General features: G+C 34.6%; 13 protein-coding genes and 1 tRNA gene. 4 read left to right on the top strand and 10 right to left on the bottom strand.

Translation table 11 applies throughout. The features are described 5' to 3' along the window. The first annotated feature begins 330 nt into the window (after nt 1-330). Nucleotides 331-1,170 (top strand): peptide chain release factor N(5)-glutamine methyltransferase, encoded by an 840-nt coding sequence (gene prmC / locus OOK87_RS02460; protein ID WP_253309355.1) that lies wholly within the window; start codon nt 331-333, stop codon nt 1,168-1,170. 193 nt (nt 1,171-1,363) lie between these two features. Here the strand turns inward: prmC and OOK87_RS02455 are convergent, their stop codons facing one another. From OOK87_RS02455 to OOK87_RS02420, 8 genes are all read right to left on the bottom strand, one after another. After that, nucleotides 1,364-2,215, bottom strand: a complete 852-nt coding sequence (locus OOK87_RS02455; protein ID WP_264687963.1) for a P44/Msp2 family outer membrane protein — start codon at nt 2,213-2,215, stop codon at nt 1,364-1,366. A 122-nt stretch (nt 2,216-2,337) separates the two neighbouring features. After that, on the bottom strand, nt 2,338-4,353 hold the full coding sequence (locus OOK87_RS02450) for a type IV secretory system conjugative DNA transfer family protein (protein WP_253309357.1): 2,016 nt from the start codon (nt 4,351-4,353) through the stop codon (nt 2,338-2,340). A 30-nt stretch (nt 4,354-4,383) separates the two neighbouring features. Further along, nucleotides 4,384-5,376, bottom strand: a complete 993-nt coding sequence (virB11, locus tag OOK87_RS02445) for a P-type DNA transfer ATPase VirB11 (protein ID WP_253309358.1) — start codon at nt 5,374-5,376, stop codon at nt 4,384-4,386. 1 nt (nt 5,377) lies between these two features. Then, nucleotides 5,378-6,874 (bottom strand): TraB/TrbI/VirB10 family type IV secretion system protein, encoded by a 1,497-nt coding sequence (locus OOK87_RS02440; RefSeq protein WP_264687962.1) that lies wholly within the window; start codon nt 6,872-6,874, stop codon nt 5,378-5,380. Between the two features lie 16 nt (nt 6,875-6,890). Further along, complete coding sequence (gene virB9, locus OOK87_RS02435; protein ID WP_264687961.1) at nt 6,891-7,706, bottom strand: P-type conjugative transfer protein VirB9; 816 nt, start codon at nt 7,704-7,706, stop codon at nt 6,891-6,893. After that, nucleotides 7,693-8,373, bottom strand: a complete 681-nt coding sequence (locus OOK87_RS02430; RefSeq protein ID WP_253309360.1) for a VirB8 family type IV secretion system protein — start codon at nt 8,371-8,373, stop codon at nt 7,693-7,695. Before OOK87_RS02430 ends, virB9 begins: the two co-directional genes overlap by 14 nt. A 72-nt stretch (nt 8,374-8,445) precedes the next feature. Next, the gene (locus OOK87_RS02425) at nt 8,446-9,528 is read right to left on the bottom strand and encodes a GTP cyclohydrolase II (RefSeq protein WP_253309361.1); all 1,083 of its coding nucleotides are present in this window, start codon (nt 9,526-9,528) and stop codon (nt 8,446-8,448) included. A 31-nt stretch (nt 9,529-9,559) separates the two neighbouring features. Continuing rightward, nucleotides 9,560-9,647: transfer RNA gene (locus tag OOK87_RS02420), tRNA-Leu, on the bottom strand. Between the two features lie 190 nt (nt 9,648-9,837). On the opposite strand from OOK87_RS02420, the gene OOK87_RS02415 reads away from it, so the two are divergent. Further along, nucleotides 9,838-11,103 (top strand): metallophosphoesterase family protein, encoded by a 1,266-nt coding sequence (locus OOK87_RS02415; protein WP_264687960.1) that lies wholly within the window; start codon nt 9,838-9,840, stop codon nt 11,101-11,103. 27 nt (nt 11,104-11,130) lie between these two features. Here OOK87_RS02415 and dnaA read toward each other — a convergent pair whose 3' ends face one another. Beyond that, complete coding sequence (gene dnaA / locus OOK87_RS02410; RefSeq protein ID WP_264687959.1) at nt 11,131-12,513, bottom strand: chromosomal replication initiator protein DnaA; 1,383 nt, start codon at nt 12,511-12,513, stop codon at nt 11,131-11,133. 326 nt (nt 12,514-12,839) lie between these two features. Here dnaA and OOK87_RS02405 point away from each other — a divergent pair, with 326 nt between their 5' ends. Beyond that, entirely contained in the window at nt 12,840-13,577 is a 738-nt protein-coding gene (locus tag OOK87_RS02405) for a type I glutamate--ammonia ligase (RefSeq protein ID WP_264687958.1), read from the top strand. Between the two features lie 3 nt (nt 13,578-13,580). Here the strand turns inward: OOK87_RS02405 and OOK87_RS02400 are convergent, their stop codons facing one another. After that, nucleotides 13,581-14,144, bottom strand: a complete 564-nt coding sequence (locus tag OOK87_RS02400; RefSeq protein ID WP_253309365.1) for a hypothetical protein — start codon at nt 14,142-14,144, stop codon at nt 13,581-13,583. A 175-nt stretch (nt 14,145-14,319) separates the two neighbouring features. Here OOK87_RS02400 and OOK87_RS02395 point away from each other — a divergent pair, with 175 nt between their 5' ends. Continuing rightward, on the top strand, nt 14,320-17,394 hold the full coding sequence (locus tag OOK87_RS02395) for an efflux RND transporter permease subunit (protein ID WP_264687957.1): 3,075 nt from the start codon (nt 14,320-14,322) through the stop codon (nt 17,392-17,394). Nucleotides 17,395-17,420: the final 26 nt, after the last annotated feature.

Here is a 17,420-nt window from a genome sequence, read left to right as displayed (position 1 = left end):
TTCTTTTGCCTTTTTTTCTGCTTAGTAAGTTTCTTAAACATTTAAACTAAGGTGAGTTGCATTTAAAAGCAGCTAAATTGCAGTGTTTAAGACTTAAAAAACGCCATACTTGAAAGTATAATGTAAGTAATTAGCCAACCACGGGGCTTCTTTTGCCTTTTTTTTCATTTGGTAAATTTCTTAAATATTTATAGCTTATATCTAAAATAATACCTTGTATCTTTTTTCTGTTTAGGTTATGCAAGAACCCATGCTTGACACTTGGATTTAGTGCAGCTACCCTAAATTGGAATTGCTATTCTTGGCTGAAAGGAACACATTTTTAGAATAATGAAAACAATCAGCACTTTAATTCAAGAAGGATCGGAGTTATTATCGTCACATAAAGTTGAATCACCACATTTAGATTGTGAAATCATCATGCAGCACGTACTTGGAGTGGAAAGATCATTCATAATTATGAACCATGCTGATCAAGTGCCGATGGAGAAAGAACTTTTATTTTGGAAATTAACAAAAAAAAGAGCGGAAAGATATCCAATATCGCAAATAATAGGTAATCGTGAATTCTGGAGTAAAAATTTTATAGTTAACCAGCATGTTTTGGATCCAAGACCGGATAGTGAAACAATAATCCTAGCAGTGTTAAAATATTACCCAAATAAAAAGCAGAGACTAAAAATTGCAGATTTTGGTACAGGCACAGGTTGTTTATTGATATCCGTACTTAGTGAGTATGAAAATGCCGTTGGGATCGGTTTTGAAAAAAGCTTGGAAGCATACAAAGTTGCCTATCAGAACACAAAGAAACATAATCTTCTCAGCAGAGCCAAAATATTTCCAAGCTCATGGACAGAGTGCAGAGGTTCATTCGATCTTATAATCAGTAATCCTCCATATATTAAAAGAAGCAAATTGAAAGACCTGCAAGCCGAAGTGCAAAAGGAACCAAGAATTGCTCTTGATGGTGGAATTGATGGTTTAAACTGTTACTTGAGTATTTTTTCAATATTAAGGAGGTGTCTTAAAAAAAATGGGTTTGCGATATTGGAGATAGGTGAAGATCAAAATGATATTGACAAAATAATACCCTCATACAAATTAGCTTTTCAGGAATATGTACATGATTTGGCAGGAATGAAGAGGTGCATTGTTGTGCAAAAAACATAGCTAATGTTTTCTTGTATTATCTCCTTCATCCCATATTATCCTATGTCATTCCAGTACCCTCTACCTCGTCATCCCAGTACCCTCTCCTCGTCATCCCAGTGCGTGACACTGGGATCTATATTTAACTAGATCCTATGGTCAAGCCATAGGATGACAGGAACGGTTTTATGCATTTTTTAAAAGGGCAACATGTTTAAGCTTTGCTGGCAAAGTGGAAAGTAAGGCCAGCCTCTATGCCGTGTGTATGAAAAAAGCCATTCTGTATGGTAGTAGATACTTGATTATCACCTGTTTGTTCAACCATTTTACCTGTTGGCTTACCTACGCCATTATTAAAATTGGGATCCCACTTTGAGGTTTCTAGTTTGAACTCACTGCTACCAATAGCACCAAAACCTCTATATCCAATATGCATATTTACATCTTCGTTTATGCGATAATCAAGGCCAGCTTTTAATTGACCTGCGGGTCTTATTGACGATTTTTCAAACATTTTCATTCTTGTTGCACCGACTCCAATACCAACGTAAGGAGAAAAAGAGAAACGGTCACTTTTCCAATGATGATAAACATTTGCCATTAAAGACGCGTTTTCTATCTGGTCATGATTGACTATTGCTCCATATCTCTCTTCTGGGTTAGCTTTATCCTTTATGTAGGATATTGTTATCTGGCTGCTTGCTAAACCAATATTATCCACTTTTACAGAAGAATACATTCCTTCCAATTCAGCTCTGTAGCTATTGCCATTCAATTCCCCTGTATAACCAAGTGCCACATTTGCAGCAAAAGGTGGATTATAATCTCCTTTATACTTACTTAGTGATTGACCTTCTGTATTCTGAGCACTCCTGTCATTTACAGATACATTATTGTCAGCTGTAGCAGCAGTATCTCCAATTTTTGCTTTCAACTCACCCATGTAATTTAAATATTGACCGTAATACCCACTGCCAAAGTAAAACCCTTCTGTTTCACTTGCAAAAGATTGTTGTGACAACAGCAAAGCAAGTGCTGTAACCGCTAATGTTTTTTTACTAATCATTACTACTCCCCTAGTTAAAATAGCTAATCTAATACTAATTAATTAAAAATGGCTTAATATGAAAAACCTAATTATTTGCATAACTTGCACTTTTCTGAGCTAAAAATAGGCAAAGTTAACCTTTATTTTTGATCATTTTTTAATTTATCGTCAATATCCTCATCTTCAAATTCATCCTCCTCGTCTTCGTCATCAAACCCATCATCGCTCCTCTCGTCATCAAACCCGTCATCATCATCTTCAAACTTATCGTCAATATCTTCATCATCAATATCTTCGTCTGCAAATTCATCTGATTCATCATACACTGCATCCTCTGTTTTAGTTTCAGCAGGATAATCAGCAGCGCTAGGCCCCTCAAGAGCATTATTCCCCTCGTTATTAACCTTATCTTTGCTCGCAGCAGCAGAAAGAACTTTGTTTGGGTCATATGGTTCTTGTGTAGGCACACGAGTTTGCTTGAGCAGTCTTTTTGTGAAGGTGCTATCACTATAGTACAAAATTTTCTTTGATTTAATTGGGTAAGTTGACTCTATTAAAATTATCTGATCGTCGCGTGGCAACATAATAACTTCTTGAGGCAATAGCAATGCCCTCTGTGTTTCAGAGATATGCAACGACCTTGAAGCAGGATTTAAATCTAAAAATTTAGGCTTATTCAACGATTCTTGTTGTACAGTTTTGTTTCCTATAAGTTGCGATATTAAATTAGCTGTTTCAATATTATTGGCTGCAAAAGTTATTCTGTAAGTCGAGTTTGACAAAAAGGAGTTCATTCCTGCTTCTTCGTATATTCCTTTGAGCTGCTCAGTATCTTGAACAATTAAGAATAACCTAACTCGATAACCACGAAAATATGCAATACCTGTTTGAAATTGCTCCATTTTTCCAAGTGTAGGAAACTCATCCATTAAAAACAATACGCCATAAGGCTCGTCATCCGATGGCAATTTTCTACATAAAAACTCAGTTGCCTGTTGGTAAAAAACCTGCATTAAAGGCCTGAGCCTAGTCAAGTTGTCAGGAGTTAAACCAACATAAACTGTAGTTTTCTTCTTTTTAAAATCTAAAATATTAAAATCACTTGACGCAGTTGCAGTATCAATCAATGGGTTTGCCCACAATTCAAGCGATGAGTTCATAGTTGATACAACACCCGACCTTTCTTTATCAGCTTTTTGTAAAAAAGCTGCAATATTCATATATGCTACAGGGTGTAGTATTTTACCCATTGTATCAAGAGCAACAGCAAGATTATAAACTACGTCATCACTACGCATCGTACGCACAACTTCACCAAAAGATTTAACTTTCTCTGGTGCAGCAAGTAAGTATAATACCACTCCAACAAATAAGCTTCTTGCTTCATTTTGCCAAAAGTCTTGTTCAGGCATGATGAGGTTAGCTATTTTTTGCACATCGTCAACCATCTGCCCAGGTTTTTTACTAATCCATTGTAATGGATTGTAACAGTGACTTATTCCATCTGGCTGCGCTGGATTCCATACGTATACTTTTTGTCCTTGTCGTTCTCGCCAACCACTTGTTATTTCATAGTTTTCTAATTTTATGTCGTGTACAATTACCGAGTCAGTCCAAAATAATAAATTAGGAATTACAAAGCCAACACCCTTACCAGAACCTGTAGGTGCAAATAACAATGCATGCTGAAACCCATCAGCAATAAAGTATCCTCTTTTATCTTTACCAAGCAATAATCCCTTTTTGCTTCTTAATCCTGCTTTTCGTATGTCTTTCTCTGATGCCCACTGCGAGTCTCCATGAAGTGATTCTTTCTTTTTAAATGGTCGCCACTCAATTATCCTTTCTCTTAAATTCCATAAGATAATCATTAAAACAACAATAGGCATTGTAGAAGATAGAATTAATTTTAATTTGAGCTCAAGGCTATATAACTCTGGGTGGTGCCAACAATATTGTATATGATCAAAAATCGTTGGCCAAAGAGCTTGAGGGAAAGGCGTCAAACTAGGATTAATTGCCTTAAAATCCACAGCATCCGGACCGTCAACTAATAGAAAGAACAATATACCAGATAGATAGAAGCAAAACTCAAGTACGCTAAAAGCTACTACACCTCCTATGAGAATATTACGTAGGTGATTTCCATTACTCATAAACTACTCTTTTTTAACTTATGTATAAATTTAAGCATTTTCGCTTGCAGATCTAGTAAATAATATCTCAGAAATGCTTCTTTTGCCCCCACCGGTTCTTTTTAGCTGAATAACAATATCAATCACATTTCTAATGTATGGTATAATTTGGTCTGGAGGAATGCCAAGATTTGCCTGCATAACCATCAATTTTATTTGCTCAAGGGCCATTGTTGGACTATCCGCATGAAGGGTTGATATTGATCCAGGGTGACCAGTATTTATCGCCCTAAGAAAACTAAAAGCTTCCGCTCCACGGAGCTCACCAACTATTATTCTGTCTGGCCTTAAACGTAAGCACGCCTCTATCAAATCTTGAGTGGTTACTTTTGCTCTGCCCTGCCCTCCTTTGGAGGCAATCAGATGCACTCTATTTGGATGATCGTTCAAAACGATTTCCCTTGCATCCTCAACAGTAATAATTCTTTCCTCAGTTGGAATAGCACGCAAAGTAGCATTAGTAAAAGTAGTCTTACCAGTGGAAGTTCCACCGCTAATTATAATATTTTTCTTACTTATTACAGCGTATTCTAAAAACTCTTTTATTTTTTTTTGCCTTAACAGTAAATCCAAATGACGGTCAACTGGATTATCAGTTGCTTCTGTAACAGTTTCAGAAAAAGCCCCCATTTTTTCGTAATCATCGAGTGCTAATTGCATGCTAGAAGGCTTACGAATCGACATGACTACTTTATCAGGTTCACATGCTGGTGGAAATACTATCTGTATACGATAACCATTTGGTAATGTTGCCGAAAGTAAAGGTGCTTCTTCGCTAAGTTTTTGTTCTGTAGCTTGAGCAATCAGTCTGCCAAGAGATTTCAAATGGTTAAGATCGAATACTTCTAATTTTTCACACCTTATTTCACCGCGATTTTCAATCCATACTTCCTTTGGCTTATTTATTGATATTTCATTTACGCCTTCTTCTTGAAATATGCCTTGTAATGGCTCCAAATATGTATCAAGTGCAGCATAATTCATTTCATTGATTTAATATTGCCTGTGGAGGAAATACTATATCTTGGTTAACAAATACTTTCAACGCGGTGCCTTGATCAACATAAATAGTTGGTTTTTTATCTGTGTATCTGCCTACTATATCCCGCATATCTTTAGAAAAATCCTCGATTGATTTCCCGATTGCTTTATCATAAACAGACTTGCTTCTTTTCTGAGTTTGCCTCAACAGTTGACGTACATCGTCTAAAGTTATACCGATATTGTCACTAGTAATTGCATCAACTCCACTAGCTCCAGAACTTTTTATCACACTTACTATTTCTTCCTTTATTATTCTCAGTAAATCCTGATCACTTTTAGCATTCCGAATTTTTTCAATAGCCCTAAGACCCAATTTCCATTTTTCGTCTCCTACCCTCCCAACTTCAGTTTTTATAGCATCCTCCAATCTCTCAACAATAGCCCCTTTGAGAGAAGAGATATCTATTTCAGTTGCAGTGATGGATCTCACCGCATCCATAGCAGTTAGCGTATCAATAAGATTAGAGGCCTTTTGCCCTATAACAGCCGAACCAATTGAAACACCAGCAAGTGCCACTGAAGAGAATAATGCACTTACTATTTTATTATCAACTATTCCAGCTATTCCTGCTCTGCCAAGTTCATCCGTACCAAGTGATGAAATAGCAATATCTATTCCATGAGGAAGAATGACCCTACTCCAGTTTATATTTACACGAGCTCTTGCGACATTCGAGTCAAATGAATAACTGCCTATCAATCTTGAGCCTTTAGGTATTAAAACTGTATCACCAGTTTCTGCATAAACATCTCTACTCACCATAGCACGCAGCATTCCTTGCAGATCAGAGTTTATTGCAGTTTCAAGAACAGCATCAATAATTTTACCTTGAGTAACCATTAAACCAAGCTTTCCTACTCTGGTAGCTTTGCTCGATTGTGCTGAAGTGTCAGATAAAATAGCATCAGCAGCCTTATTCTCTCCACCATCACTTGAAATTGTTAACATTTGTGCACTACGTCTGTCTCTAGGATAACCGCTACCCCCTATTGTAGGAAACGAGGTAGGTAAATTGCCCATAACATTACTAGAAGGAAAATTTTGCTTTGGCAAAATAGGTATATTTGACACAGGAGTTTCTTTTGGTTTCTCTTCTTCTTTTCTAATTTGTTTTATTTCTGGTATGATTGGTGGTGTAGGAAGAGGAGGTAAGGGTGGTAAGGGATCAGTTATTATTCTTTCAGGAACCATTACATTATCTGGAACTTGTTCCAACTTTCCCTTCAATTCTTGAACATTTTGCTTTGTTTCCTCTTTTTTAATAACTTCTGAACCCTCTTTATGAGAAGGACTAAAATAGAGATAATACACTCCACCAACCAGAAGCACTAAAATAATGACCATCAATGCCCTATGAACTTGATTAGAGCCAACTGTTACTACCTTGTTCTCTATTTCTGATTCATCTTCTGAATTGTTACGCCTTTCTTTATTCATATTGCATATACCACAGCTAATCTGAACCCTCTTTAAGTGACCTATTTATAATTTCAACTTCACCATCTTCATAACGCATAAATAGCTTTTTATGTACTCCTTTTATTATAACATAATCATCAAATAACAGCCTTTTACAAGGTTTATCCTCCTCTTCTACAAAAATCTGAGGTATTTTATTATTATTTCTAAATTTTAAATAGGTTAAATAACCATCATCAAATAGCTCAATCGGAACTATATCCGCATTACCACCTTCATCAATATATGTATAATTGTACTTCGTATCATTTTCTTGTATTATTTTTTCTGGCTTGTCTGTAGTATATTGCATTTGAGTAGGTAAAGAAACCTCATCTAAATCAAGATCAAATTCACCTTCTTCTTGAGGATAATAAAAACGTACTACGTAAGATATATCCTTTTCAGCAGAATAATCGTGACCCACTTTCTTAGCATCAGTATCTGAGTATTTATCGTAGTTTGGCCTTGAGATTAAATCAAAAATGTAATTTCTTTTTTTAGTTGTTGTAATAATCATGTTAGTGCGACTACTAACTTCAAATGGCATGATAAGCAATTTATTGTCATAAGGATTAATTTTCCAACTTGATGCATCACCAACAGCGATATTTTTAACTTTTTCTCCTTCCGCAAATTCAATATAAGAATAGTAACCCTGACTAAAAACCACCGTAAATACTTCATTAGGGCTATACACAAAAGTCTTTATTCTACTATCTACAGAAATAGGCTCATTATAATTAATGGATGCGTTTAAATTGCCACTTACAAGTAAAGCTAAAACTAATAATATCCTATACATATTCATCATCTACTCTATATGAAATAACTTGAAATCCTAATGGGTTAATATATCTTTGCTGATCATCCATTTCAAGCGATGCATATCTATATGACATAATAACTATCTTATTTTTTCTTGTGGAACTTCCATCTTTCCGTATAAATTCCACAAAAAACCTCACCTGAAGAGCATCGTTACCCAATTTTTGAATTGAGCGAATTTTAAATTCACTTTTGGTATCTGAGTACAAATTAAAAAGATCATCCATATTCTGTGATCCTACATAATTTCTAAATTCATTATACACATTAGGTGAGGAAAACAACCTCACCTTTGTATAATAGTTATAATTATAATGATATGGATCAAAAACCTCCCTTGCTTTTATATACTCTGAAATAAAATAAACGTTTAGCGCTTCATTTGCAGAATATTGTTTTACTGTGACAGGATCAACCAATTGCACTATTCCTGATTTCTTGTCAATTTCTATAACAAATGGCTCAATAGTGCTACTTGTGCTAATTTTAAATATGACTAATATGCTGATAGAGATCGTTGCTAATAATATTAATGCAAATAAAAGTAGAATATTCCTTTGAGCAATAACTGTGCTGTAGCGGTTTGAATTCCAATCTATATCCTTATCTAAGGATTCAGTATTTTTTTCTCGCTTAAAAAATCTTAGCATTTTAGTATTCCTAAAAATCTTAACTTATGTTAATAAACATAGCAAATTAACAAAGTAGTTACAACAAAAAAGCTAAAAAACTCTTAATCTATGGCCTAGCTTACCAAACTTTGTCTCCATATATGAATCGTTATATTTATTACGTTCCACAATAAGTGGTAGACACTTTGTAACTCCTATACCACTACTTTCCAATTCTGACAATTTCCTATCATTGTTTGTAAGTAATTGGATTTTGTTAATGTTCAATTTATTAAGCATTTTAGCTGCAACAGCAAAACTCCTTTCATCATCTTCAAAACCTAATATTCTGTTTGCATCAACAGTATCAAGATTATGTCCTCTTTGCACACTGTAAGCTCTTAACTTATTAGTTAAACCAATGCCTCTTCCATCTTGCATCAAATACAATATAATACCACTTCCAGAGTCAGCTATCATTTGAATTGCTTGATGTAACTGACTTCTGCAATCGCATGATAAGCTATCTAACAAGTCACCCGTATAGCACGAAGAATGAATTCTTACTAATGGTTCGCCATCTTTATCTGGATTGCCAATGATAATTGCATGATGTTCTCTTCCACCACTTTCTGTTCTATAAGATATGATATTTACTTCTTGAGTCTGTTTTAAAAATAATGATGTTTTGCACACTTCATATACATCCTGATTTTCTTGAAAATTATTTATGAATGACGTGTCCAGTGCAATAACGTCATTTTTCTCGCACCAATTTCGCATTTCATGGTTATTCTCAAAAGTCATATCAGCCACTAACGCGTATGGCAATAATTCTGAGAACTTAAGCAAGGCAATAGCACATTCATCTATTGTCTTTGAGCATTGCAACTCTCTTATGCAATCTTCCTTTGAACAGTTTATTAAATGGAGCAGTTCATCAAAATTATTCACCAACAGACGTTTGCTGTTATGTTCTTTATTCTGAGATATGTATTTTACCTTACTTGAAGTTAAAGTAACATATACATTACTTGATATAAGCTTGTATTGATTAAATAAATCTCTTTCTAAAGCCTCAGCAGCAGCGAACAATAGGTAATTACTTTTATCATATATTACAATTGGCCGGCCGCGCCTGATTTCGCTGATAGCTCTTTCTACCTTATTGCTACTCTGATTTCCTATAAACATTTTTACCCATATTAAGCAGCTATGAAAAAACTGGTGCGGCCGAGAAGACTTGAACTTCCAAGGCCTTATGAGCCACAGCGACCTCAACGCTGCGTGTCTACCAATTCCACCACGGCCGCACTATATTCTAGTTTTTATATAGTTATTTTAAATTATTTAATCATTTTAGAATTTTTCATCTAGAGTGTCAATCTGATACTAGAATAATTTAGAAATTACTTGTATAATTTGATTATGAATTTTGTGATTATAAATTTTAATCATTTAAGACAACCTTACTACTAATTTTTAACTTAGGTTTTTATACAAATGAATGTAGATAATATCTTTATTTTTTTAGCTCTCTCTCTTATAACTAGCTTTCATTTCGTCCATGCACAGATATTATACACATGGTCTCAAGTTATCCCAGAAAATAAATTAAGCATACGTGCAATTACAGACAATGACATGTGTCCCATTGTTTATGTCGATGGCGAGGAAATAGAAATGCTGAATCGCAGCTCAATTAACAATGGTGATCATAACGAAACAGTTTGTGAACTGACAGTACAAACAAGTGCCAAAAACATTAGTATTGAGGATCTACGAGTTCCTATATTACCAGAAAAGGTTAATAAAATTGCTTTTATTGGTGACACGGGTTGTAGAATAAATATGTTATTTCAGCAGGAATGTAATTCGGTAGATAGCTGGCCTTTAAAAAAAAATTTAGATTCAATCGCCCTTCATAAACCAGATTTAATTATCCATGTTGGTGATTATCATTATAGACAAACAAAATGTAGAAATACAAAAAAGTGTGGCGATATTTATGGATATAATAAAAAAGCTTGGTACGCTGATTGGTTTGAGCCTGCAAAGGATATTTCATTACAATCCCCTTTCCTTTTTGTTCGTGGAAACCATGAGAGTTGTAATAGAGCTTATGAAGGATGGTTCAGGTATCTAGATTCATACCCCTTTTCGTCTGAAAAATGTGGAAACTTCGTTTCTAGTTGGTCCTTAGATGCTGGACCGATGAAATTTTTTATCTTCGACTCTTCATCCGGTGAGGATATTTTTACAACCCAAAGCACAATTGATGCTTTTGAAAGGCAATTTGATAAATTGATACAAGATAAGCCCACGTGGTTTTTAACTCATAAACCGCTTTGGAGATCTCCAAAAAAAGAATTTTTGACATTAAAAAGCCATGGTAATCTTACACAAATTGAAGCTTTTGGAGATAAATTTCCAAGCAATGTCACTACCATAGTTTCTGGCCACATTCATATAGCCCAGATTTTATTAATGGATAATGTTCCAGACCAGATTATAGTTGGAAACGGTGGTGCATTATTACACGCTCAAGATCAAGAGCCTGTTTATCAAAATGTAGAATTTGACTATTCAAATGGTAGAAACTACTTAGCACACGAGGTTAGAAACTTTTTCGGTTTTGGCTTTGCAATACTAAACTTAGATGATCACAAATTTACCTTCTATAATCAACACAATAAGGAAATGTATTCTGCGAAGCTAACAGAAGATTTTAAACTTAAACGGATTAAAACTATAGTCGATTCATTTTAGGACTTGTTATTAGCTATTTTAACAACGCTACTTAAACATTTTTTTTAATCGATTGATTTCATCAGCAAATTTTGAGTCGGTCTTTATAAAATTTTCTACTTGTTTTACTGCATGTATAACGGTAGCATGGTCTCTGCCACCAAAGTTTCTCCCAATATCTGGTAGGCTTTTTTGCGTAAATTTTTTGGCAAAATACATAGCTATTTGTCTTGGCCTTGCAAGACTGCGAAGTCTTCTATTGGATTGCATATCTGCAACCTTTATATTGAAAAATTCAGCTACTTTCTTTTGTATTTCTTCTATTGTGATTGACCTATGATTTGACCTAAGAAGATCGATTAGGGTTTCACTAGCTGATTCTACCGTCATACTTCTTCCAATTAATGAGGTATGGGTAACCTTATTTAATGCTCCTTCTAATTCTCTTATATTAGATTTTATGTTCCTTGCTAAAAACTCTAGGACATCTTTCGGAACATACATATTCATCTGCTCCACTTTTGCCTGCAATATACCAAGCCTTAATTCAAAAGTTGTTTCATTAATATCTGCCACCAACCCCCAACCGAGTCGTGATCTTATTCTTTCTTCCACTCCATCAAGATCACTAGGAGACCTATCAGCTGATATAACCAATTGCTTATTTTGGTCTATCAATGCATTGAAAGTGTGAAAAAATTCTTCTTGTGTACTATCTTTACCACTGATAAATTGCACATCATCTACCATCAATACATCTACTGATCTAAATTGCTCTTTAAATAACATAATATCTTTGCTTCGCAGCGCTGTAATATATTGGTACATGAATTTCTCTGCTGATAAATATACTACTTTTCTTTTTTCTGATGGGGAATTGATTATGTGCCAGGCTATAGCATGCATTAGATGTGTTTTACCAAGTCCCACTCCACCATATAGAAACAAAGGATTGCTGCCTAATATTGGATCTATAGATTCTGCCACACGCTTTGCCGCCGTAAATGCTAATTCATTTGGCTTTCCCACTACAAAATTATCAAAGGTGAACCTTGGATCCAGCGGCGAACCAAGATTATGATTACTTTCCTCTCTGTTTTTTAGTATAACATTAAAATTTGAATTCCTTTCCTCAATTACTTGAATATCAATAGAACGTATGCTTTTATCTTCGCTTTGCCATAATGATAATATTTTTTTCATGTAATGAACTGTAATCCACTCTTTTATAAACCTTGTTGACACGGATAAAAGAACTTCCCCATTTCTGCTACTGACAAATTTTAGCGAACTCAGCCAGCTGTTATATGTTGCTTCTCCATAAAGATTATAAAGACAATTTTGGATTTTTTCCCAAGTAACATTGTGATCCGTTACTGTAATAATCTGATCAAAAAACATAGTAGAAACCTTAGGGCTAGTTAAGTTCATATACCATACCAAGAAAAAAGCAACAATTAGAAAAATATAAGATAATCAATAGCTTACTGCAAAATGAAAAGCTAATACTACTTAATACATACTAAAAATTATGGTGATTTTTTGATGAGTTGTAAAGGGTATAAAAACACTAAAATTGATCATTTTTATTTCAAAAAAATGAAAAATTTGTAAATGTCGCTTGTATCGAGGATTAGAAGCATGCTATTAAAAATAGTAATACATTATGTATAAATAAGATGTTAAATTTACTGGCAAATAAGTAAAGTATTCATATAAATATAGCTAACCTAATATAGATTTACTGAAGCAAATTTATGATTATATTAAGTAATTTGAGTTGTCATGCTGTATTCGGTATTGAACTAGAGTTTTACATTGAAGGAATAGAAAAAGAATATTTATTTCTGAATAGCATCAAAAATAAAATAGCATTTCTTGAATTTTCCTGCGAGAAGGAGAATTCTACACATCAATATGAGATAAAAAGTGGTTGTTATACGAACTCCGACAATTTAATTAAGCATTTTGAGTTAGCAAAACAATTACTTACTGAAGTAGTACAAAAACTTGGTGGGAACGTTTCTTTTAAAGCAAAGCCTTATTTGGATAGAGCAGGCAGTGCATTAAATGTGCATGTTAATCTCGTGAATTCAAATAACGATAACTTATTTTATATCAATGAGCAAAAGTGTAGTGATTATTTGATTCATAGTATTGGCGGATTATGTGCAATAATGAAAAAACATATGTTGTTTTTTGCTCCAAATGATGATTCATATTTAAGATTTCAGTACCCGGATATTCACACTCCAACTACGATTAGTTGGGGAGTAAATAACAGAACTGCTGCGATAAGAATTCCCTATTTTGGCAACGATTCCAAAAGATGCCGCCTAGAGCACCGTGTTCCTGGAGCAGACTGTAACCTTGAAAAAGTACTCACAGCAATAATTGAAGGTATAGTTTTTGGTATAGAGAACAAAATTGCTCCGCCAAATAGGGTCTACGGCATTGCATCTGATTCTCAATATAAGATGAAGAGTTTGATATAAACTCTAACCACGTTGGTTAACAATATCTTCCATAGTTAGCCGCTCTGGCATTCTCATTAAGTTATCACTGAAAAAAGTCCTCGGAGCATTGGTAAGTTCTTTGATTTTTTTGTCATATCCATTCATATGCATAGGAGGGGATCGCATTAAGTCCATATAGTTCGTTGCGTATTTAGTCCGACTTGTATCATCAGCGTTAGTGCTTTTAGAAAGTGAATTACCTTTGAAATCCATATGTTCAGGTAGTCCATTTTTCATTTCTTCTTGTGCTCTTTTATTTTTTAATTCTTCTGCTAGCTCAGTTTCAGTTCTTTTTGGTTCTTTTACGGATATTTCCGTATCTTTTTCTTCACCTTCATCTTCTGAAACACGAGTAATTTCAGCTTTAGTTCTTATTTTATGAATCAGCAAAAGTAATAAGTAAGTAACTGCAGCAGCAGAAACGATAATGGCTATCTTTGCGGCAATGTGGATTGCTGTTAAAAATATTAAAGCTGATAAAGCTCCAGCTAATCCAGACACAATAACTTTTCTCTTGCCTTTTGTTACATTTAAAATTGCCACCATAATAACCTCTCAAATACTGTTCTAGAATTATTATACAGAAATTTTCTTATACTTGCAATTTTGCGAAAATTTTAATTATTTGCGTAAAGTTTTAAAGCTACACAAGGATTAATTAATATGCAACGTATCTCGACTATAATATTGTACAAACACACATATTTAGTTAACATTCAACATGCAGAGCTTACTCATAGAGCGAAACAGGGCGGTGGTATTATTACTTATAGTAATTTTTATCTTCGGTTCATACGTTTATGTAAAAATGCCAAGGGAAAGTAACCCTGATATACAGATTCCTATAATCAGCGTGTTTGTTGGACTTCCTGGGATTTCTGCTCAAGATAGTGAAAAGCTATTAGTGCTGCCTATAGAAAATGAACTAAGATCCATCGAAGGTGTAAGAGAATTGAGAGCTTTTGCAACTAATGATGGTGCTCACATGATACTCGAATTTGGAACAGAGTATGATAATAAAGAAGTGCTCGATAATGTCCGTTCAAAGCTTTCAAACATAAAATCGAAGTTACCTGTTGAAGCGGAATCTCCGATAATCAATGAAATAAACTTGAGCTTATTTCCGATACTCAATGTCGGCTTAATTGGTAATTTGCCAGAAAGAGCCTTAACTGAAATAGCACGCAAGCTAAAGAAAGAAATAGAATCTCTGCCAAATGTTCTCAAAGTTGAAGTGGCAGGTATGCGTAAAGAAACAGTGGAAGTTATAATTGAGCCCACAGTTCTAACAAAATATAACATTCAATCAAACGAAATATTCCAAGCTATATCAAGCAATAATAGACTAGTGGGAGCTGGGTCACTGGAAAATGATACCGGTAAATATTCGATTAAAATATCAGGGTTATTAAAAGATATAGAAGATATTATGAATATTCCTATTAGATCTCAAGGCGATGCAGTTTTGAGAATCAAAGATATAGCAAAAGTATACCCTAGGTTTGAGGATCACCAAGGGTTTGCTCGCATTAATGGATTACCTAGTGTCGTGCTAGAAATTTCAAAACGTAACGGAAAAAACATAATAGACACAGTAAATCAAGTAAAATACTTAATGGATAAGGCAAAAGATCAATTACCTGAAAATTTAAAAGTGGTGTACTTAAATGACCAGTCAAAAAACGTCCGCGATGTGCTTGATGACTTGGAAAACGGCATAATATTCGCTGTGTTGTTAATATTGATCATAATGATGCTTTCTATGGGAACAAGGATTGCTATTCTTGTGGCACTCTCGATACCCGGTTCCTTTCTCATTGGGATAATAGCTCTTTACTTTATGGGCATAACCTTAAATATCGTTGTGCTCTTCAGTTTAATCATGGCTGTTGGCATGCTGGTTGATGATGCAATTGTGATCAGCGAATATGCCGATAGAAAGATGATCTGCGGAATGGACAAAGTAGAAGCCTTTCACACTTCAGTTCGTGATATGTTTTATCCGGTTCTATCATCGACGTTAACTAAATTAGCAGTGTTTTTTCCTCTATTATTCTGGCCTGATACTGTTGGTAAATTCATGCAGTACATACCAATTACAATAATTCTAACTTTGACTGGATCGCTCATTATGGCTTTGGTTTTTATACCAACACTTGGTGCAATATTTGGTAAGCCTTCAATAACTTCAAAAAAAGAAATAAAAAAAATGAGTGCTATAGAAAGTGGTGAGATAAAAAATGCTGGGTCTATAATAAGAGCTTACATACGCATGCTAGAGAAGGTTTTAGATCATCCTAAAAAATTCATATGTGCTACTGTATTCGTCCTGTTTTCATTTAGTGTGCTGTACTTTACCTTTGGTCCTGGAGTGAAGTTTTTTCCGAAAGTGGATTCAGATAATATTTTAATCAGTGTTAAAGCAAAAGAAAGCTTATCAGCCAAAGAACGAGATCTGATACTCAAAGAAGTGGAAGAACGCATTTTGAGCGTTGAAAAAGAAATTCATGTTTCTTATGCTAGATCAGGAGCATTTTCAGACAACGTTATCGCCAGAATTCAACTAGAACTTATGGATTGGCGCTTCAGGCGCAAAGCTAAGCACATATTAAACGATATAAGGAGCAGTGTGCAAGACATGAAAGGAATAATAATTAATGTTCAAGAGGAAAAGTCAGGACCGTCGGCTGACAAGCCAATACAAATTAACCTCAGCGGAAGTGCATCCAATCTGAATTTAGCAGCAGAGAAAATTCTAAAAATTATGGACCAACCTTCATCCGGGTTTATAAATATTCAAGATAGCAGATCAGCACCTGAAATAGAGTGGAATATGAGTGTTAATAAGAGTAAGGCTACAAGTTCTGGAGTAAGTGTTGCAACCATTGGCGATTTTATAAAGATGGTTACAAATGGAGTGTTGATTGGAAAATATAGACCAAATAACACGGATGAAGAAATCGATATTGTACTCCGTTTCCCCAGAAGGGACCGCAACATGAAGACTATAGATAATCTTTTTATCAATACAGTTAATGGCCCGCATCCTATGAGCAACATAGTAAAATATGCTCCCGAAAAAAAGGTAAACAAACTAAATAGGATTGATGGATTACGTACAGTGACAATTTCCGCTGATGTGGATACAGGCTATCTTGTTAATGAAAGAGTAAAGTTCATTCAGAATTCTATTGCCCAGGATTGGGACAAGGGAGTAAAAATTGATTTTAAAGGCGACAAAGAAGATCAACAAAAATCAGGAACATTTTTGTTAAAGGCTTTTATATTAGCAATTACACTAATGATATTGGTATTAGTGACACAGTTTAATAATGTATACCATACATTTATCGTAATGACAGCAGTGTTTTTATCCACAACATGTGTGTTTTTTGTTTTCTTTCTTATCCAACAAGTTTTCGTAGTTGTTATGTGTGGAGTGGGGATAATTGCTTTGGCAGGAATTATAGTAAATAATAACATACTATTGCTTGATGCCTTTCATCACCAAATTAAGGTACACAAAAATGACATCAAGCGATGTGTAATAAACGCTGCAATTTCTCGCGTTAGGCCAATATTGCTTACCGTTGCAACCACAGTTCTTGGTTTAATACCGATGATTACCAGGTTAAATATCAATTTTTTTACGCTACAAATCACATATGATGCTCCATCAAGCCAGTGGTGGGTTGACATTTCAACAACCATAGCAAGTGGAATATTGGCTGCAACGGTCTTAACTTTATTCTTTACTCCGGCGTTGCTTGTCATACAAAGACATGAAAAAACTTGACTTAAATTAGCAATCATTTAACATTT

The organism is Wolbachia endosymbiont (group A) of Sympetrum striolatum (assembly GCF_947250715.1).
GTDB lineage: Bacteria > Pseudomonadota > Alphaproteobacteria > Rickettsiales > Anaplasmataceae > Wolbachia.
Note: the sequence above shows the minus strand (reverse complement) of the source record. Positions and strands in the feature narration are given on the sequence as shown.